21 protein-coding genes and 2 pseudogenes are annotated in these 16,480 nt (G+C 61.5%); 12 read left to right on the top strand and 11 right to left on the bottom strand.

Annotation, left to right across the window (positions count from 1 at the left end; all coding sequences use genetic code 11):
- The first annotated feature begins 540 nt into the window (after positions 1-540).
- The 3 genes from AC0L3I_RS33675 to AC0L3I_RS33685 all read left to right on the top strand — a co-directional run bounded on the left by AC0L3I_RS33675 (position 541) and on the right by AC0L3I_RS33685 (position 1,604).
- Positions 541-921, top strand: a complete 381-nt coding sequence (locus tag AC0L3I_RS33675) for a helix-turn-helix domain-containing protein (protein WP_473529806.1) — start codon at positions 541-543, stop codon at positions 919-921.
- Positions 922-997: 76 nt separating this feature from the next.
- Complete coding sequence (locus tag AC0L3I_RS33680) at positions 998-1,198, top strand: type II toxin-antitoxin system HicA family toxin (protein WP_473529807.1); 201 nt, start codon at positions 998-1,000, stop codon at positions 1,196-1,198.
- A gap of 4 nt (positions 1,199-1,202) precedes the next feature.
- Positions 1,203-1,604: a type II toxin-antitoxin system HicB family antitoxin gene (locus tag AC0L3I_RS33685; protein ID WP_123150893.1), complete on the top strand. Its 402-nt coding sequence runs from the start codon at positions 1,203-1,205 to the stop codon at positions 1,602-1,604.
- Positions 1,605-1,671: 67 nt separating this feature from the next.
- Here the strand turns inward: AC0L3I_RS33685 and AC0L3I_RS33690 are convergent, their stop codons facing one another.
- A complete protein-coding gene (locus tag AC0L3I_RS33690) occupies positions 1,672-2,265 on the bottom strand; it encodes a TetR/AcrR family transcriptional regulator (RefSeq protein WP_473529808.1) in 594 nt (197 codons plus the stop codon).
- 110 nt (positions 2,266-2,375) lie between these two features.
- Here AC0L3I_RS33690 and AC0L3I_RS33695 point away from each other — a divergent pair, with 110 nt between their 5' ends.
- Both AC0L3I_RS33695 and AC0L3I_RS33700 read left to right on the top strand, forming a co-directional pair.
- Complete coding sequence (locus AC0L3I_RS33695; RefSeq protein ID WP_473489751.1) at positions 2,376-2,846, top strand: OsmC family protein; 471 nt, start codon at positions 2,376-2,378, stop codon at positions 2,844-2,846.
- Entirely contained in the window at positions 2,843-3,229 is a 387-nt protein-coding gene (locus AC0L3I_RS33700; protein WP_473489752.1) for a nuclear transport factor 2 family protein, read from the top strand. The genes AC0L3I_RS33695 and AC0L3I_RS33700 overlap by 4 nt, the downstream gene beginning before the upstream one ends.
- A gap of 12 nt (positions 3,230-3,241) precedes the next feature.
- Here the strand turns inward: AC0L3I_RS33700 and AC0L3I_RS33705 are convergent.
- A pseudogene (locus tag AC0L3I_RS33705) lies at positions 3,242-3,557 on the bottom strand (LysE family translocator); the annotation flags it as partial.
- A gap of 517 nt (positions 3,558-4,074) precedes the next feature.
- On the opposite strand from AC0L3I_RS33705, the gene AC0L3I_RS33710 reads away from it, so the two are divergent.
- Positions 4,075-4,746, top strand: coding sequence for a VOC family protein (locus AC0L3I_RS33710; RefSeq protein WP_473489753.1), 672 nt, complete (start codon positions 4,075-4,077; stop codon positions 4,744-4,746).
- A gap of 334 nt (positions 4,747-5,080) precedes the next feature.
- On the opposite strand, the gene AC0L3I_RS33715 is transcribed toward AC0L3I_RS33710, so the two are convergent.
- Positions 5,081-5,692, bottom strand: a complete 612-nt coding sequence (locus AC0L3I_RS33715) for a LysE family translocator (RefSeq protein ID WP_473489754.1) — start codon at positions 5,690-5,692, stop codon at positions 5,081-5,083.
- Positions 5,693-5,917: 225 nt separating this feature from the next.
- On the opposite strand from AC0L3I_RS33715, the gene AC0L3I_RS33720 reads away from it, so the two are divergent.
- Positions 5,918-6,763, top strand: a complete 846-nt coding sequence (locus AC0L3I_RS33720) for a class I SAM-dependent methyltransferase (RefSeq protein ID WP_473529809.1) — start codon at positions 5,918-5,920, stop codon at positions 6,761-6,763.
- 178 nt (positions 6,764-6,941) lie between these two features.
- Here AC0L3I_RS33720 and AC0L3I_RS33725 read toward each other — a convergent pair whose 3' ends face one another.
- Positions 6,942-7,169, bottom strand: a complete 228-nt coding sequence (locus AC0L3I_RS33725; protein WP_473529810.1) for a hypothetical protein — start codon at positions 7,167-7,169, stop codon at positions 6,942-6,944.
- Positions 7,170-7,238: 69 nt separating this feature from the next.
- Between AC0L3I_RS33725 and AC0L3I_RS33730 the strand changes: the two genes are divergently transcribed.
- Positions 7,239-8,543, top strand: a complete 1,305-nt coding sequence (locus tag AC0L3I_RS33730; protein WP_473489772.1) for a metal-dependent hydrolase family protein — start codon at positions 7,239-7,241, stop codon at positions 8,541-8,543.
- 142 nt (positions 8,544-8,685) lie between these two features.
- On the opposite strand, the gene AC0L3I_RS33735 is transcribed toward AC0L3I_RS33730, so the two are convergent.
- The 5 genes from AC0L3I_RS33735 to AC0L3I_RS33755 all read right to left on the bottom strand — a co-directional run bounded on the left by AC0L3I_RS33735 (position 8,686) and on the right by AC0L3I_RS33755 (position 10,442).
- Positions 8,686-9,021 carry a YkgJ family cysteine cluster protein gene (locus tag AC0L3I_RS33735; RefSeq protein ID WP_473529811.1) on the bottom strand — a complete coding sequence of 112 codons (336 nt, stop codon included), beginning with the start codon at positions 9,019-9,021 and terminating at the stop codon, positions 8,686-8,688.
- A 54-nt stretch (positions 9,022-9,075) separates the two neighbouring features.
- Positions 9,076-9,252, bottom strand: coding sequence for a hypothetical protein (locus AC0L3I_RS33740; protein WP_473529812.1), 177 nt, complete (start codon positions 9,250-9,252; stop codon positions 9,076-9,078).
- A 1-nt stretch (position 9,253) separates the two neighbouring features.
- The gene (locus tag AC0L3I_RS33745; RefSeq protein WP_473489757.1) at positions 9,254-9,661 is read right to left on the bottom strand and encodes a hypothetical protein; all 408 of its coding nucleotides are present in this window, start codon (positions 9,659-9,661) and stop codon (positions 9,254-9,256) included.
- A complete protein-coding gene (locus AC0L3I_RS33750; RefSeq protein ID WP_473529813.1) occupies positions 9,661-9,888 on the bottom strand; it encodes a hypothetical protein in 228 nt (75 codons plus the stop codon). The genes AC0L3I_RS33745 and AC0L3I_RS33750 overlap by 1 nt, the downstream gene beginning before the upstream one ends.
- Positions 9,889-10,232: 344 nt before the next feature.
- Positions 10,233-10,442 (bottom strand): cold-shock protein, encoded by a 210-nt coding sequence (locus tag AC0L3I_RS33755; RefSeq protein ID WP_010915421.1) that lies wholly within the window; start codon positions 10,440-10,442, stop codon positions 10,233-10,235.
- A 645-nt stretch (positions 10,443-11,087) separates the two neighbouring features.
- Here AC0L3I_RS33755 and AC0L3I_RS33760 point away from each other — a divergent pair.
- Positions 11,088-11,246: pseudogene (locus AC0L3I_RS33760) on the top strand (CsbD family protein); the annotation flags it as partial.
- A gap of 83 nt (positions 11,247-11,329) precedes the next feature.
- Here the strand turns inward: AC0L3I_RS33760 and AC0L3I_RS33765 are convergent.
- Positions 11,330-12,460: a metallophosphoesterase gene (locus AC0L3I_RS33765; protein ID WP_473529814.1), complete on the bottom strand. Its 1,131-nt coding sequence runs from the start codon at positions 12,458-12,460 to the stop codon at positions 11,330-11,332.
- Between the two features lie 124 nt (positions 12,461-12,584).
- On the opposite strand from AC0L3I_RS33765, the gene AC0L3I_RS33770 reads away from it, so the two are divergent.
- Positions 12,585-13,172 (top strand): hypothetical protein, encoded by a 588-nt coding sequence (locus AC0L3I_RS33770; protein ID WP_473529815.1) that lies wholly within the window; start codon positions 12,585-12,587, stop codon positions 13,170-13,172.
- A gap of 35 nt (positions 13,173-13,207) precedes the next feature.
- Here the strand turns inward: AC0L3I_RS33770 and AC0L3I_RS33775 are convergent, their stop codons facing one another.
- Positions 13,208-13,894 carry a TetR/AcrR family transcriptional regulator gene (locus AC0L3I_RS33775; RefSeq protein ID WP_473489764.1) on the bottom strand — a complete coding sequence of 229 codons (687 nt, stop codon included), beginning with the start codon at positions 13,892-13,894 and terminating at the stop codon, positions 13,208-13,210.
- Positions 13,895-13,988: 94 nt separating this feature from the next.
- On the opposite strand from AC0L3I_RS33775, the gene AC0L3I_RS33780 reads away from it, so the two are divergent.
- Positions 13,989-14,759: an NIPSNAP family protein gene (locus tag AC0L3I_RS33780; protein WP_473529816.1), complete on the top strand. Its 771-nt coding sequence runs from the start codon at positions 13,989-13,991 to the stop codon at positions 14,757-14,759.
- A 321-nt stretch (positions 14,760-15,080) separates the two neighbouring features.
- A complete protein-coding gene (gene fumC / locus AC0L3I_RS33785) occupies positions 15,081-16,478 on the top strand; it encodes a class II fumarate hydratase (RefSeq protein WP_473489766.1) in 1,398 nt (465 codons plus the stop codon).
- Positions 16,479-16,480 lie beyond the last annotated feature (2 nt).

Here is a 16,480-nt window from a genome sequence, read left to right on the forward strand (position 1 = left end):
CGCCGGCCTGCTGGTCACCACCGAAGCCATGATCGCGGAGGCTCCGAAGAAGGAGTCGGCTGGCGGCGGCATGCCTGGCGGCATGGGCGGCGGCGGCATGGGCGGCATGGGCGGCATGGATTTCTAAGGAAATCCATAAGCACGCCCATGAACTGACAATGCTCAAGCCCGAAAGCGGGCTTGAGTGGCGGCATGGATTTCTAATCCAGCTCATCAGCCTTCTGATATGGAAAGGGCGGCCGAGAGGTCGCCCTTTTGAATATTGACCAATGGCTTTCCAGGAAAGTCGAGGCTCACGCCAATGCGGTCGCGCCGCACTAAGGACTACAACTTCGTCCGCATTCATTCGGCGCTTCGCGCCACCTCGGCCATGGCCGCCCGGCTCGCCGACGAGCGATCTCAGATATCGTTGCGCCGACCGAAGCGAAGGAAGCTGAGCAGCTGTCCGCTAAGCGCGCCCTACAAAAAGATGAAGATTAACAGGATTTTAATTGTAAACAGTATGACAAGGCTGCTCTTCCAAATCTTTGGAGAAACCACATGCCGATAATCAGACGCTCCCCCCAACCAACTGCAACGTTCGCGCAGCGGCTTCAACTCCGAATGTCTGCAAAGCGGGTAAGCCAATCTGAACTCGCTAGACTGGTTGGCTATACGCCAACTGCTATCTGGAACTGGCTCCAGGGCAACACACTACCGAGAGATGAGACCCTGGCGGCCTTGGCAAATATATTGGAGGTGACTGAAGACTGGTTGCGCGATGGCGACCCAGTAAAGGCTGCGGAGGATGTAAGCGAAGAAAAAGCGCTGGAGCCCAAAACCATGGCCGAAATGATAGAGCACCTCAGAGCCAACATCGCAAACCTTACTGGATATGAGATAGAGCGTGTAAAGCTGACGCTGGAATTTAGCTCCGGCTAATTTCAAACTGATCCACTATGCAAAAAGTGGCGTTGAATCCCACCAAAATGTGTATTATGTTACACGGAGCGCTCTTATGGAACGCGACAGCCGGAAGCTGATCAAACTGCTTGAGGAGGATGGGTGGTTTGAGATCGGCTTCACCGGCTCGCATCATCATTTCAAGCATCCAACGAAACTTGGAAAAGTGACAATCCCCCACCCTCGTAAAGATATACCGATTGGCACGGTTCGGGCGCTGATGAAGCACGCGGGGCTGCTCAACAAAGCAAGATAAGAGAATGCGCTACATCGCTTTTATTCGCAAAGATCCTGATAGCGTCTATGGCGTCGACTTTCCCGATATGCCCGGCTGCATTTCGGCTGGCGACACGATAGACGAGGCTGTGCGCAACGCTGTCGAGGCGCTTTCCGGTCATGTGCGAATGCTGGAGGCCGACGGCGATCCGGTGCCTTCCCCTCGCGATTTCGATGCGATTGCAAATGATCCAGAACTTGCGGAGGATCGCGAAGGCGCTATGACGACGGTCGTTCCGCTGATCCGTGACCGTGGTTCCACAACGCGTATCAATGTATCCTTCGATCTCGGCCTGCTTGAAGCTATCGATGCCACGGCGCGTGAACGGGGACAAACCCGCTCTGCCTTCCTTGCTTCGGCCGCACGCAAAGAGATTGTTGACTAGTCGTGCAGACGAGGGCGCTGGCTAGGGCCGAGCCTGTCAAGCTCAAACAAGCAGTATCAGCGTGCCGTTACATTGCAGCGACCTCTTTGGCGGGCAATGCATCTTCTATCAGGGCGGCGACTTCGTCGGCCACCGCCAGCACCTGGGCACGGTCGCGGGTGGCGCGCGCGATCACCATCAGCCCTTCCAGTGATGATTCGACAAGCAGCGCCAGGGCGCGGGCGCGGCGCTCGGGCACCCCTGCCCTGACGAAGGCCGCCTGCAGCAAGCCTATCCATTGCTCGAAGGCCGACCGGCATAGTTCGGCCAGCTCCGGCACGTCAGTCGGCGAGTCCAGCACCACGGGTGCGATCGGACAGCCAAGCGTGAACTGGTTGTCCTCCAGCATGCGCGCGACCGACTGGTAAATGTGGTGGACAGCTACCGCCGGGTCCTGCTCGGCGGCAAGTGCCTCACCCAGCGTTTGCGTGACCTTTTCGACGCTGTCGCGCGTCACCTCGATGACCAGCTGGTCCTTGCCGCCCGGAAAATGAAAGTAGAGCGATCCTCTTGGTGCACCGGAGGCGCTCAAGATGTCGTTGAGCGAGGTGCCGTGATAGCCGCGCTGCCTGAGTAGCAGCGCCGTCGCCTCGATCATGCGGGTGCGGGTATCGTTCGCCATGTCAACCTCTGTCAGGAGTGAACATTATAGGCCTTGCCTCGAATATGACAATCGGTTTACATAATATGTAGATCAGTCTATATATTCGACATCGAAGAGGAGAACGACAAATGACCATCCGTGAAGCAGAGGCCCAATGGCAGGGGTCGTTAAAAGAAGGTTCTGGACGGCTGCGGCTCGGCAGCGGCGTCTTCGAAGGTGCCTATTCCTTCCCGTCGCGCTTCGAGAACGGTCCCGGCACGAATCCCGAGGAACTGATTGCGGCGGCGCATGCCGGCTGCTTTTCGATGGCGCTGAGCGCCATACTGGGCAGCGGCGGTCATGTCCCCGTACGGATCCACACCGTCGCCAAGGTGCATCTCGGAACGAGCACGGCCGGACCGACGCTCACCCGCATCGACCTTGAAACGGAAGCCGAAATCCCGGGCCTGGCGCCCGAGGAATTCCAGCGCCTTGCCCAATCGGCGAAAGCAACATGCCTCGTTTCCCGGGCTTTGGCAGGCGTCGCTGATATCAGGCTCAAGGCCGACCTCGTCACGGACGCCGCTGCGGAAAAACGAAATCAGGAAATATCGAGATGAAACAGGCTAGCATCATGGTCGTCCAGCCAGACGACCAATCCAGCCAGACGGCCGAGATCATGCGGCGCTTCAACGACGTGTTCCAAAATCATGATCCGTCGGCACTCCCGGGCCTGGTGGCCGAGGACTGCGTTATCGAAAACACCGTGCCGGCGCCGGATGGCGCCCGCCATGCCGGCCGGGAGGCCTGCGTGCGGCTGTGGTCGGCGATCGCCAGCGAACCAGGCACGCGCTTCGATATTGAAGAGACGTTCGTGGCCGGTGAACGGGCGACAATCCGCTGGCGTTACTGGCATGCCGACGGCAACTCCATCCGTGGCGTCAATCTGATGCGCGTAGCGGACGGGCTGATCGTCGAGGCGATGGGATACGTCAAGGGCTAGCGCCGACAGGCCCTACCGCTCAGTCAGCGCCAGTTTTGCGCCTAGCGCGACGAAGGCGCCGGCGAAGGTGCGGCGCATCCAGGTCATCACCATCGGCCGCGACACCACGTGGCTGCGGATCGAGGCGGCGAAAATGCCGTAGCCGACAAAAGACGACGAAGGTCAAAAGCATGAAGACGCTCGAGAGCTCCAGCATCTTGGACAGCGCGTGTGGCTCGGTGGTGCTGACGAATTGCGGCAGGAAGGCGAAGAAGAAGATCGACAGTTTCGGGTTGAGGATGTTGATCAGGATGCCGGAGGTGATCACCTTGCCGGCCGAGCGCGGCGCGCCCAGCGTGCAGCCGGCGAGCGGGCGACGATCCGCTTCTATAATCGGACCCCGGACGTCAAGGCTCCGTTGTCCTGTTCAGCGGCGGTGTTTTGGAAAGGCCTTAATTTGAACTTCGGCTTACCCGGTGTGGTCTTTGCCGGGTTCTGCAGCAGGGTGTGTCCATGACCCGCAGCGGAAGTTCGCTCGCCCTCGATTGGACTTTGATTTTTGGGAGTTGATTTGCTGCAATACGATAAGAATGCTAGCATATCTGGTCGCAATATTTTTTGCTGATTAGCGACCAGTCTTCCAAAACGTAGGACGCGTTCGCCCGCCGCGAAGTCCATCTCGGATTAGCGGGCGCGAGTTCGCGTTACCGGATATGTGCACATCCAGAAGAGCATCACGAGATTCGGCGACATAGGTGCGGCCCCGTGCCTCAGATCCCGCTTGCATGCATGAACAGCCACCACGGGCACCGGCCAGCGCGCGGCGTTAAAGATAACGCAACGCATCCAAACCCAAGGAGATCGTCATGAATGATATTCAGGAGCGCGGCGAAGCCGCAATCGCAACCCCGTCAGCGCGAAGGGTCGACATCAAGCTCGAAGTCGTCGTCATCCCCGTTTCGGACGTCGATCGAGCCAAGCGATTTTACGGCGGCTTGGGTTGGAGGCTCGACGCCGACATCACAGGCGACGAATTTCGTGTCATCCAGTTTACGCCTCCGGGCTCCCCGTGTTCGATAGTCTTCGGCTCAGGGGTCACCCCAGGGCCCTATGCCCGGGTCGAGCTCGATGTCCTCGAAAGCGTTGGCGAGCTCGTCGTGTCAGACATCGAGGCAGCGCGCGCCGAACTCGCCGATCGCGGTGTCGACGTGAGCGAGGTGTACCACTATGCCGGCCGTGAAGGCCGTGTCAGCGGTCCGGACCCTGAGCGGCGCAGCTACTCCTCGTGGGCCTCCTTCAGCGATCCGTCCGGAAATGTCTGGCTGTTGCAGGAGGTCACTGCGCGAGCGCCCGGCCGCGTCGACGCTGACGACACCACATTTGTCTCGTCGGCCGAGCTCGCGGCCGCGCTCCGGCGTGCGTCTGCGGCCCATGGCGAGCACGAGAAGCGGACAGGCGGCCAGCGTGATGAGAACTGGCCGGACTGGTATGCCGAGTACATGATGGCCGAGCAGGCTGGCAAGCCGCTGCCGCTATAAGGATTGGATCACGACGTCATTTGAAACGGCAGCATCGACGCAATAGTAACCCTTTGATCGAGGATCCAGCGCCCTCGGCGGCTCGATCAAAGTGCAGGGCGTGCGCATCCCGGCACCGACCACGCTTTGAGGCGTTAATGATAATGTTTTGATGTTTCTCGGGCAGCCGCGCTTGCGCGCGACCGTGCTCTATCTGCGGGCGCAGAGCGGCCTCCATCTGGCGCTATTTCATGGCCGACGGCAACTCGCTGCGCGGCGTCAACCTGATGCGCGTCGAGAGCGGGCGGATCGTCGAGGCGATGGGCTATGTGAAGAAGGGGTAGCGCTGGCGGCTCTACCTCTCGGTCAGCGCCAGCTTGGCGCCAAGCATGACGAAGGCGCCGGCGAAGGTGCGGCGCATCCAGGTCATCACCATCGGCCGCGACACGACATGGCTGCGGATCGAGGCGGCGAAGATGCCGTAGGCGACAAAGACGACGAAGGTCAAAAACATGAAGACGGTGCTGAGCTCCAGCATCTTCGACAGCGCATGCGGTTCGGTGGTGCTGACGAACTGCGGCAGGAAGGCGAAGAAGAAAATCGACAGCTTCGGGTTGAGGATGTTGATGAGGATGCCCGAGGTGATCACCTTGCCGGCCGAGCGCGGCGCGACATCCTGCCCGACGTTCAAGCCGCCGCGCTCCTTCAGCGTGTTCCACGCCATGTAGAGCAGGTAGGCGACGCCCAGATATTTCAGCGTCTCGAAGGCGAGTGCGCTGGTGTGCAGCAGCGCCGCCAGACCGGTGATGGCGGCCGCCATATGCGGAATGATGCCGAGTGTGCAGCCGAAAGCAGCGATGATGCTGGCCCGCGCGCCACGGGAAAGCCCGGCGCTCAGCGTATAGAGAACGCCGGTGCCGGGCGAAGCCACGACAATCAGCGACGTCAACAAGAATTCGATGCTCACGGATGGTCTCCCGGCGTTGTCCCTGCGCCGGCAGCGTAGCCAGCGAACCGCGCGGGCACAAGCCGGCCCGGGGGGCGGTAGTGTCTCATTTCAAGCATTGACCCTGAAGCGACATTCGCATTGAGGTCAACAGCCAGTCTGGTTGACTGGCTGCCGCATCGGCGCATAGTCGTCGACTTACGCGATGTCCCCTTTGGGGAACAGTCGTATGAGGGGAGGCAAGCCATGGAAGTCGCTGATGGCGCACGTGTCGACGTTCACGTCCCGTATATTCTCGTCCATTCCGATCGTGAGATCAGGCGTCTCAGCCATCAGGCGGGCATCATTAACCCGATCACGCGAAGAATCTTGCTGTCTGCGGGCATAAAACCCGGGATGCGCGTGCTCGACGTCGGCTGTGGCGCGGGCGACGTTACATTCCTGGTTTCCGAGATGGTTGGCAGCGAAGGTCAGGTCATCGGCGCAGATCGGGCTCCAGCGGCCCTTGCGGCGGCGGAGGGGCGCGCGGCGGCGCATCCGATCCAGAATGTCAGCTTCCGTGAAGGCGATCCCGTGGCACTCTCGTTCGACCGACCGTTCGACGCCGTGATCGGCCGCTATGTTCTGATGTTTCAAGCCGATCCTGTGGCCATGCTGCGTGGCGTCGCTCGTCACCTCCGGCCTGGAGGGACCATCGTCTTCCATGAGCCGGATTGGGACGGCTGTCGATCCAGCCCGCCAGCGCCGACCTACGACGACTGCTGTCGATGGATCGTCGAGACGTTCCGGCGCAGCGGTATCGAGACCAATATGGGTATCAAGCTCGATGCGGCATTCCGCGCGGCTGGATTGACCGCGCCCTCAATGCACTTGGAGGCGGTTGTTGGGGGAACCAAGACCGGTTTCGACTGGTCACACCAGACCGCTGAACTCATTGTCACGATGCTGCCGGAAATACAGAGCCGGGGAGTTGCGACGGCCGCTGAGGTCGATATTGAAACTTTGGGACAGCGCATGCAGCTCAAAATCGAGGCGGGTAGCGTGATCGTGAGCCGCTCGGAAGTGGGCGCCTGGTCGCGTGCCCCGACCTAGTGACAAGACTGGAGCGACAGGGTAGCCCGTACCAATCCTTCTCCGGGGTTCTGGGCGGCTGCCTCGCAGGAAAGACCAAGGCGAATATTCCGCTCTTGGCAACGTGCTTGTTCTGGCAGATGAACCGAACGGCGACTTCCCACCCATTCCGGGCGCGCTGCCTCGTCTGATCGCTTCCTCAGGCAAACCATGCACTGCTTGCCCTGGTATCACCACGATCGGCCTGACCTTCGATACGACCCTTCACTGCGAAAGAGAACAGTCTGGAACGCTTCTTGACGACGATGCCGTATAATCTAGAACTTGTCCTTGCGCCGTGACCACCTCCTCCTGAAGCAAGATAATCGTCATGTGTCACAAATCCTTTGGATCGCAGGAGCTGACAAAAGGCGAGGTCGTGGCGCATGCCGTGTCCTGCGCCGCAGCCGTTTTCTCGGCCCGCACGGCTTTCATGATCCTTCGCTCAGGCAGAGAAATGCTTGCGGCAGCCCTCGTGCTCGGACTTTGCGCAACTGCGGCCGCTGACGAAGTGCTTTTCGAAAACGTCCGCATCTTCGACGGAAAAGGCGCTGCACTTTCGGCCCCATCGAATGTGCTGGTCGAGGGCAATGTGATCGCGCGGATCTCGACAAGTCCCATCGCGGCCGAAGGCGCGCGGCGCATAGCCGGCAACGGGCGAACGCTGATGCCGGGGCTGATCGATGCGCATTGGCACGCAATGCTGATTGCGTCCACACCGGTGGAGGCGATGGGCGACGTCGGCTTCGCCAATCTTGCGGCCGGCGACGAGGCGACGGATACGCTGATGCGCGGCTTCACCACCGTTCGCGACGTGGGCGGGCCGGTGTTCGGCCTCAAGCGCGCGATAGATCAAGGCATCATAGCGGGACCGCGCATCTATCCGTCCGGAGCCATGATCACCGTGACCAGCGGGCATGGGGATTTCCGCCAGCTCAGCGACTTGCCTCGGACGATCGGCGGCTTGTTCACTCCAATGGAGAGGAACGGCGGCAGCATAGTTGTGGACAGCCCCGACGAGGTGCGTTTGCGTGCCCGCGAGCAGCTCATGCAGGGGGCCGCGCTGCTAAAGTTGACAGCGGGCGGTGGAGTGTCGTCGCCCCACAGCCCGCTCGACGTCACCACCTTCACCGAGCCCGAACTGCGGGCTGCTGTTGAAATTGCCGAGAATTGGGGCACCTACGTCGCCGCGCACGCCTTCACCTCGGATGCGATCCGGAAGGCTATCGCGGCTGGTGTTAAGTGCATCGAACACGGCTTCCTCATGGACGAGGCAACCGCCAAGCTGATCGCCGAAAAGGACATTTGGCTGAGCTTGCAGCCGCTTCCCGAATTGATGAGGACAGGCCTCCAAGAGGGTTCGGTCGAGCGAGCCAAGGCCGATGAGGTGTGGCCGGGCATCGGCAGGACCTACGAACTCGCGAAGAAATACAAGATCAAGACGGCATGGGGCACCGATGTCCTGTTCTCCCGCGCGTTGGCGAAGCAGCAGGGGGCAATCCTGGCGTCGCTTGTGCGTTGGTACACGCCTGCCGAAGCGCTCGTCATGGCGACCGGGACCAATGCCGAGCTGCTCGCGCTGTCGGGCCTTCGCAACCCCTATCCGGGGAAACTCGGCGTGATCGAAGAAGGCGCGCTCGCGGACCTCCTGCTCGTCGAAGGCAATCCGCTGGAGAACCTCGACGTGGTGGCCGATCCTGCCAACAACTTCAAAATCATCATGAAAGATGGCCTTATCTACAAAAACACGCTGACCCAGTGAGGAACGACTGAGCCGCCTGTCTCTACTGGACGCCGCCGATGGCCTGCTGGCCGCAGAGCGCTGGCATTCCACAGCCGAGCGACAAGGAATGGCCGCTTCCCACCCGAGGTGGAAATTCTGAGACACTATCTGAGGCCCGTTATCACCGCGTCGGCAGCCCGTGGCCGCGACGCGCCATCAGGCAATCGTCGCCGCCGGGCATGCAGGCGCGGCAGACGTCCGGGCGGACGTCGTAGATGCCGCAGGCGGTCGACTTGCCGACCTCGCCGGCAAGCGCCGAGCAGCGCACGCCGTCGCAGCGCATGCCGGCTTCGTCGGCCGCCACGTATTTTTGCGGGATCCGGTCGAGCTGCGCGTCATCTTCGGTCGAAAAGCGCGGCCATTCGGCCGAATAGGAACAGCAGGCGCCGCAGCTCTGGCAATCGAAGCGAGGGGCGGCGCCCTCCTCCAGAGACGAAAAGTCTCCGGCGCTCGCCATGGCAAGCAGCCCTGACGCAACCTGATGCGGATCGGCGTTTCGCGGCAAAGGGCGCTATTTCTTCTTTCTGGTCTTGCGCGACGCCACTTCCGCCGGCGACTTGAACAGATCGGTCGCGGCCTCGGCGGTAACGTCGGCTTTCGGCGCGGCGGCCGGCTTGGCCGGCTTGGCCGGCTTTGCGGTGGCAGCGGATGCCGCCGGCTGGTCCTTGGCGGAAAATTTTATGGCCATATCAATCCTCGTCGGGGAAACGCGATGATGGCGCATTCGGGTTGCGAAGGCGGCCGATCAGCGCCGAGACTGCCGTGATGTTCATTTCCTCGGGCGACCAGTTCCTGGCCTCCTCGATGTGCCGGGGCGCCAGCTCGCGATGTGTGCTGCCGCTATAGGCGGCATCCTGATGGGTGACGCGCTCATGGGTCTTGGCATTTTCGCGGACATACTCGATCAGATAGTTCGGGCATTCGGAGCGGCCACGCACGCCGAGCCTGACCTGGGCATCGCCATGGGCGCGCCTGCAGCGCTCGAGCTTTTCGAGCACGCGCCGGACATATTCGACCGGCTTGTCGAGCTCTCCTACGACATCGGCGATGGTCGAATCGGTGGCGATCGTCTTTTGCGGGACGCGCTTGGTGGCCATCAGCGTTTGCCCACGCGCTTCGGCGCGGCGGCGAGCGCGGCCGCCGCAGCCATATCGTCGGCTTCCTTTTCCAGGCGCAGTTCGCGCAGCCGCGCGGTCTTGGCTTCCCGGGCCTGGCTGACAGCATCCTGTTCGGACATGATGCGGTTGAGCGACATCGACTGGGTCTGGGTCTTGCTGAAGATGGATTCGGCCTGGTCGCGGGATTTCTTTGAAGTGGCGGTCAAGGTCTTTCTCCCGGTTCGGAGCGTAATGCCGAAAAATGCGAGACCGGTCTTTCGACGAGGACCACGCACAAAGCAATACGGCAGTCGGATTCAAATTGCTGGAACATCCTTAACACGTTCAAGCGAACGCGCGGTGCTCTTTTCGAACTTTTGAAGCGACCCAAATGCAAAAGGCCAGGGGTTGCCTGACCTTCCGCTGGAGCGCCGCGCGTGCTTTTGGACGCGCTGACACTTTCATCTGCGCATGATCCTTTCTGGAATCGATGTCTCCCGGGTCATGAGCTGGAATCCGCCATTCACCAGTGCCAGTACATCCGTGGTCACCGGCGAGGCTGAATTCCGTTTTAGGCCGCCTTCAACTGATCGGCGGACATTTTGCCCGACTTATTGTCGCGGACCATCTCGTAGCCGAGCTTCTGGCCCTCGACGATGTCGCGCATTCCGGCGCGCTCTACGGCCGAGATGTGGACAAAAACGTCGGCCGAGCCGTCGTCAGGCTGAATAAAACCAAAACCCTTGGTGGCGTTGAACCATTTAACTGTGCCTGTGCTCATAACGAACCCTTTCCGTGGCAAATATTCGTTCGCCGTCATGCGAATGCACAACAGCGTTTGTCTCGATTTTGATGGGGGAAGTTCGTCAAAGGCGCGTCTAGACACGCGGATAACAAAAGTCGGTCAAACAAATATCGACGAATTGCTTTTAGACTTCTTTTGGCGCGGTGTCAATTTTTTGCTTTCGCCGTGTCGGTAGCGCAGGAGTTGTCCGGGTTAGGTAGCACACGAGTTGTCCGGTTTTCTGTCTCCATAAAGAGGCGGATCTGGCGCCGAAACCGGGCCAGCGCCAGCTGTAAAAAAATTGCATGATGCCGGGAACCATTTTGGCATCCGTGCATTTTTGGTATCGTCAGCAGTTCATGAGAGCAATCTCAGGAAAGGCTGACACAAAGGACGCCTCCCGTGCAATAAAACGCGCGAGGGGCGTTCTTTTGTGGCGAGCGGTGACTGCCACTTCGCCCTGGCCGCCGGGGCTGTCGCTCACCGATGCCCGACGGCCGCTTGGGTGATCAGCGCAGTTGCCTTTCAGGCGTACTGGCTCCGGCCATTTCTCCTTCGCCGCTTCTGCGGACCGGTGATCTCGGAACCGAAAAACCAGCCGCCCGTTTCCCAAACGGCAGATTAATCCCAGGAGATGCGGCCATGGTGAACAGGGATCAGGTTGTGGGCCTAGCCAAGCAGCTCAAAGGTTCGGTGAAGAAAGCCGCCGGCAACAGGCGCGTCCAGGTTGAAGGCGCGGCCGATAAGATCGCCGGCAAAATGCAGAAGGCCTATGGCGACATGAAGGACAAGCTCAGGAAGGTGCTCAGATCCCTGCGCCGCCGTTTCAATAGCGATGAGGAAAGCGGCTTAGGCGGCCTTTTGTTTGCTTTCGGTTGCTGCCGTTACAAGTTCAGGCTCTTGGAGAAAGCGTTGGTGAAGGCGATCTCGCCATGGTCACCGATGGCTTCGCCAAGCACCACGTCCATGCTGTCGCTGGTCACCCGCACCAACGCGAAGCCGCCCATATAGGCGGCCTTCGGCTTGAACAGGTCGAGCCCATCGCTGCGGTAGATCATCGGTATCTCGTGCTGGTGGCCATGGAAGATGCCGATGACGTTGTAGCCCTTCAGCGCCGCCAGCAGCGCCTGCCGGTCCGGCTCGCTCCACCAGTGCGGCGCACCAGTACCTTCATCATCGAACGTTCCTTTGGCGGCATCCCATCTTTCGATCGAAAAAACATCCCAGCCATAGTGCTGGAACAGGATGACGGGGCGGCCGTCCGCCGCGTGGGTCGCCAAATCCTGTTTCAGCCATGGCAGGCCGGAGACCGCGCCGTGGCCGGTGTCGCCGGCAAAACGATGCGTCTGGACGAGATGCAGGCCGCCCCAGTCCCATGAGTAGCAGTCGGTGTCGACATCGTAGTCGGTTACCGGCACCGGCGGCTTGAAGAACACGCCGGCACGATGGTTGACCTCGACATAATCGCGCATTTCGCGGCGGTACCAGTCGACATGCTGCGGCGGGCCGTTCTGGTCGAGATCGTGGTTGCCGAGCCCGACATAGACCGGCACATGCACGCGATCCGGGCCGACGCCCTGCTGGTAACGCTGGCTGAACTGGAGCAGTTGCGTGCCTTCGCTGGGCTGGGTGACCTGGCCGCCGCCGTCGTCGGTCATGTCGCCGCCGACGACGAGGCCGAGCGGCGTGCCGATGCGGCTGCCGGCCGAGCGCAGGCCGGTGGCGATGCCGTTGATTTCGGCCGGCCAGTCCTTCTCGCCAATGCCGTTCAACGCGGCGACACTGCGCAGCAAGGCGGCGTCGGTCTTGCCTTCCTGCTGACAATTGGGGCTCAGCCCGCTGGCCATGCGGCAGGCATGGACATCGGCGACGAACAGGAAGGTGGCTTCGACAGGCGGAATGCGCTGCCCGGTCTGTCCGAGCGCCGGTCGCGCAAGCGCGCCGGCCGCAGCAAACCCCGCCGCCCGCGCCAGGAAGCGGCGCCGGGAAAGTGACCCTGCCGAGATGCGATTCATGGCGCGAAATTCAGCACAGCCAACGCCTCTTCGTCCAGTAGCCGCGAACATGTCGACACGGCGCCGCAGGTCTGGCATTGCTTTCAGTGTCAGGACTCAACTTGTGCGGGCAAACGAGGACGCTATGAAGACTACATCCATCGGCACGGCACTCACCATCCTGGCGAGCGCCGCTCATAGTGCCGAGTGCATCGACGCCAAGGCCGCCAAGGCCGGCTTCATTCTCGAAAGGCCCGGCATCCATAGCGAGTTTCGACCGGCGGCGGCTGGCATGGTGTCGGTTGCCAACGAATACCAGTCCCAATCGGCGCAGACGCAGTTTCTGTTCGGCGGTCTTATCGAGGTGTTTCGCGACAGCGACACCGGTCAGCTTGCCCTGATCCCGTTTTCCGATCTCAGAAAGCTGTTTCCGCTCAAGGCCGGGGCGAAAAGCAAGACCGTGTTCGTCCGCCTCGCAGCAAGCAAGCAGCCGAGGGGCACCGAGACGCTCGAGATCAACGTCAAGGGCAAGGAGACGTTCAGCCTGGGTGGCTGCAAATACAACGTGCTCGCCGTCAGGCAGACGATCAAGAACGAGGCCGGCAAGACGCAGGATGAATTCACCGCGCTCTACGCGCCCGACCTGCAAGCGGTTCTGGCCAGGCGCTATGACGAGGGCACCAACGCCGAAAGCGTGGTCGGCTACGAGGTCATCAAACCGCTGCCGAATTAAGTCCCGCAGGGCAGAGGGCGACTGGCGCTCCGGCATCAAAAGGCTTTGTACTGCCGCAGCACCCTGCGACGTCGCTTCGCAACTGCTTCGCCCTTGGATGACGAGGCTGGGGAAGCTCCCTGCTCAAGCGCGTTCAGGCAATCGCGCAGCACGCCTGAATCCTGCGCTGTCTTGGCCATCGACATGGCGCCGGAATAGGTCGCGACCGCAAGCGCCGCGAAGCGCTGCGGATCGGTGTCCTGCTCCCTGCCTGCTTGCTGGTCGGCACTGACCTTGTCGGCGATCGCCTGGCGCCATGCCGAAAAGATGCCGGCAAGGGCAGCGCGAAAATCCGGATCGGCGAGCGACAGTTCATGCGCCAGATTGTTGAGCGGGCAGCCGCGCACGAGACCCTGTTGCTCCAGTTCCGCCGCCACGGCCTCGAAGACGCTGCGCACGCCCTCGCGCGCCGAGCCTGCCGCCTGCACCGGGGCGATCCATGTTGCTTCGACGGCCGCCGCCACCCGCTCCTCGATCACCGCCAGCGCCAGCGCCTTCTTGGTCGGGAAATGATGATGCAGCGCGCCGCCGGTGACACCCGCCGCCGCCATCAGGTCGCCGAGGCTGGAAGCGTGGTAGCCGCGCGCCTGAAAGGAGGCTTCGGCGACATCGAGCACGCGTTTGCGCAGGCCTTCCGGGTCGTTGGTGCGTTTGCCGGGCCGCGGCTTTGGGCGAGCGGTCATCTCTGCTGACATTTTCACACGATAGCAGATTGACAAAACAGGACAACCGGTCTGTTTTAAAACAGGATGAATACCCTGTTTTGGAGATTGCGCAATGAGCCTGTCCCTGAATGCCCCGCCGAAATCCCGCCTCAACGCCTCGCCAGTCGTCGAGCTCAGGCAGTACACGCTGAAACCCGGCCGGCGGGAGACGCTGATCGGCATCTTCGACGGTCACCTGATCGCGGGTCAGGAAGCGGCAGGGATGACCATCATCGGTCAGTTTCGCGATCTCGACAGGCCCGACATGTTCGTCTGGCTACGGGGCTTCGACGGAATGGTCGCGAGGAAGGATGCGCTGGCCGCGTTCTACGAGGGACCCGTCTGGGCCGCCTGGCGCGACGCCGCGAACGCCACGATGATTTCCTCCGACGACGTGCTGTTGCTGAAACCGGCATGGCCAGGCGCCGGCTTCGATCTGTCGGGATCGCAACGGGCAGCCTTGCCGGGTCACGAAAAGCCAAGCGGTGACAATCGCTTGTCGGATATTGTTGTCATCAAAATTCATCATCTGCGGCCCGGCGCCGAAGCCGACTTCGCCAGCCGCTTTGAAACCGACGCCATCGCCACTCTGGCGCCATTTGGCGCACGGCCACTTGCTGCGTTTGTCACCGAACATGCCGAAAACAGCTTTCCCCGCCTGCCGGTTCGATCAGGCGAAAACGTCTTCATCAGCGTCGCCGCCTTCGACAGCGCGGACGCCCATGAAAGCGTTGAAGCCGCGCTTGCCGCGGCGCCGGCCTGGCAGGCATTGCAGTCGGGCCTGGCCAGACCGACGGAAACGCTGCGCCTATCTCCAACCTCGAAGTCGCTGCTTGGTCGGTGAGAGAGGAGCCTCTTCCTTCTCCCCTTGTGGGAGAAGGTGGCCGAGCCCACGGGTCTTGCCTCCGGCAAGCCCGAGGACAGGCTCCGCTCGGTCGGATGAGGGGTTTTCCAGCTTGGCACCGACGGCGCTCCGTCCAACACCGGCTCGGCGCTACGCGCCGATCCACCTTCTCCCACAAGGGGTCCCACAAGGGAACACAAGGGGAGAAGGAAGAGCCCCGTTCCTTCAACCGATTTGCATTCATGCCGCCCGCAATCTCCGCTTGAAGCCATTTGTGCAACGCGATACGCCGGTGCCGAATTCGACAGATCGGAGAGACACGTGAGCGCGCCAGAGACCAGAACCGAAACCGACACGTTCGGTCCCATCGAGGTCGCCGCCGACCGCTACTGGGGCGCCCAGGCGCAGCGTTCGCTGGGCAATTTCAAAATCGGCTGGGAAAAGCAGCCGGCGTCGATCGTTCGCGCGCTCGGCATCGTCAAGCGGGCGGCGGCCGAAACCAATATGGAGCTGAAGCGGCTCGACCCGGCCATCGGCAAGGCGATCATCGAAGCCTCTCAGGAAGTCATCGACGGCAAGCTGAACGATCATTTCCCCCTGGTCGTCTGGCAGACCGGCTCGGGCACGCAATCCAACATGAACGCCAACGAGGTGATCTCCAACCGGGCGATCGAACTGCTGGGCGGCGTCATGGGGTCCAAGAAGCCAGTGCATCCCAACGACCACGTCAATATGAGCCAGTCGTCGAACGATACCTATCCGACGGCGATGCACATCGCCTGCGCCGAGCGCATCGTGCACGACCTGTTGCCGGCGCTGAAGCATTTGCATGCGGCGCTCGAAGCCAAGACCAAAGCTTTCGCCCACATCATCAAGATCGGCCGCACGCATACACAGGACGCGACGCCCCTCACCCTTGGCCAGGAATTCTCAGGCTATGCCGCGCAGGTCGCCTCCTCGATCAAACGCATCGAGATGACGCTGCCCGGCCTGCAGGAACTGGCGCAAGGCGGCACCGCCGTCGGCACCGGTCTCAACGCGCCGGTCGGTTTTGCCGAGAAGGTGGCGGCGCGCATCGCCGCGATCACCGGCATCGCCTTCGTCACCGCGCCGAACAAGTTCGAGGCGCTGGCCGCCCATGATTCCATGGTGTTCTCGCATGGCGCCATCAACGCCTGCGCCGGCGCCCTGTTCAAGATTGCCAATGACATTCGTCTGCTCGGCTCCGGCCCGCGCTCCGGCCTTGGTGAACTGTCGCTGCCGGAAAACGAGCCAGGTTCATCGATCATGCCGGGCAAGGTCAACCCCACCCAGTGCGAGGCCTTGACGCAGGTCTGCATCCAGGTGTTCGGCAACAATGCGGCCGTGACCTTCGCCGGCAGCCAGGGCCATTTCGAGCTCAACGTCTACAATCCGCTGATGGCCTATAACTTCCTGCAGTCGGTGCAGCTGCTCGCCGACGCCGCCATCTCCTTCACTGACAATTGCGTCGTCGGCATCGAAGCGCGGGAAGACAATATCAGGGCCGCCCTCGACCGTTCGCTGATGCTGGTGACGGCCTTGGCGCCGACCATCGGCTACGACAATGCCGCCAAGATCGCCAAGACCGCGCACAAGAACGGTACGACCTTGCGCGAGGAAGCGCTGGCCACCGGGCTGGTCAGCGAAGCCGACTACGACCGCCTGGTACGGCCGGAGGACATGACGCATCCCGGATGATT

This window comes from Mesorhizobium sp. WSM4840, assembly GCF_055811755.1.

What these genes read in the sequence shown, in the direction of transcription:
- AC0L3I_RS33675 (WP_473529806.1), top strand. Translation starts at nt 541, where the DNA reads ATGCCGATAATCAGACGCTCCCCCCAACCAACTGCAACGTTCGCGCAG.
- AC0L3I_RS33680 (WP_473529807.1), top strand. Translation starts at nt 998, where the DNA reads ATGGAACGCGACAGCCGGAAGCTGATCAAACTGCTTGAGGAGGATGGG.
- AC0L3I_RS33685 (WP_123150893.1), top strand. Translation starts at nt 1,203, where the DNA reads ATGCGCTACATCGCTTTTATTCGCAAAGATCCTGATAGCGTCTATGGC.
- AC0L3I_RS33690 (WP_473529808.1), bottom strand. Translation starts at nt 2,265, where the DNA reads ATGGCGAACGATACCCGCACCCGCATGATCGAGGCGACGGCGCTGCTA.
- AC0L3I_RS33695 (WP_473489751.1), top strand. Translation starts at nt 2,376, where the DNA reads ATGACCATCCGTGAAGCAGAGGCCCAATGGCAGGGGTCGTTAAAAGAA.
- AC0L3I_RS33700 (WP_473489752.1), top strand. Translation starts at nt 2,843, where the DNA reads ATGAAACAGGCTAGCATCATGGTCGTCCAGCCAGACGACCAATCCAGC.
- AC0L3I_RS33710 (WP_473489753.1), top strand. Translation starts at nt 4,075, where the DNA reads ATGAATGATATTCAGGAGCGCGGCGAAGCCGCAATCGCAACCCCGTCA.
- AC0L3I_RS33720 (WP_473529809.1), top strand. Translation starts at nt 5,918, where the DNA reads ATGGAAGTCGCTGATGGCGCACGTGTCGACGTTCACGTCCCGTATATT.
- AC0L3I_RS33725 (WP_473529810.1), bottom strand. Translation starts at nt 7,169, where the DNA reads ATGCGCCACGACCTCGCCTTTTGTCAGCTCCTGCGATCCAAAGGATTT.
- AC0L3I_RS33730 (WP_473489772.1), top strand. Translation starts at nt 7,239, where the DNA reads ATGCTTGCGGCAGCCCTCGTGCTCGGACTTTGCGCAACTGCGGCCGCT.
- AC0L3I_RS33735 (WP_473529811.1), bottom strand. Translation starts at nt 9,021, where the DNA reads ATGGCGAGCGCCGGAGACTTTTCGTCTCTGGAGGAGGGCGCCGCCCCT.
- AC0L3I_RS33740 (WP_473529812.1), bottom strand. Translation starts at nt 9,252, where the DNA reads ATGGCCATAAAATTTTCCGCCAAGGACCAGCCGGCGGCATCCGCTGCC.
- AC0L3I_RS33745 (WP_473489757.1), bottom strand. Translation starts at nt 9,661, where the DNA reads ATGGCCACCAAGCGCGTCCCGCAAAAGACGATCGCCACCGATTCGACC.
- AC0L3I_RS33755 (WP_010915421.1), bottom strand. Translation starts at nt 10,442, where the DNA reads ATGAGCACAGGCACAGTTAAATGGTTCAACGCCACCAAGGGTTTTGGT.
- AC0L3I_RS33765 (WP_473529814.1), bottom strand. Translation starts at nt 12,460, where the DNA reads ATGAATCGCATCTCGGCAGGGTCACTTTCCCGGCGCCGCTTCCTGGCG.
- AC0L3I_RS33770 (WP_473529815.1), top strand. Translation starts at nt 12,585, where the DNA reads ATGAAGACTACATCCATCGGCACGGCACTCACCATCCTGGCGAGCGCC.
- AC0L3I_RS33775 (WP_473489764.1), bottom strand. Translation starts at nt 13,894, where the DNA reads ATGACCGCTCGCCCAAAGCCGCGGCCCGGCAAACGCACCAACGACCCG.
- AC0L3I_RS33780 (WP_473529816.1), top strand. Translation starts at nt 13,989, where the DNA reads ATGAGCCTGTCCCTGAATGCCCCGCCGAAATCCCGCCTCAACGCCTCG.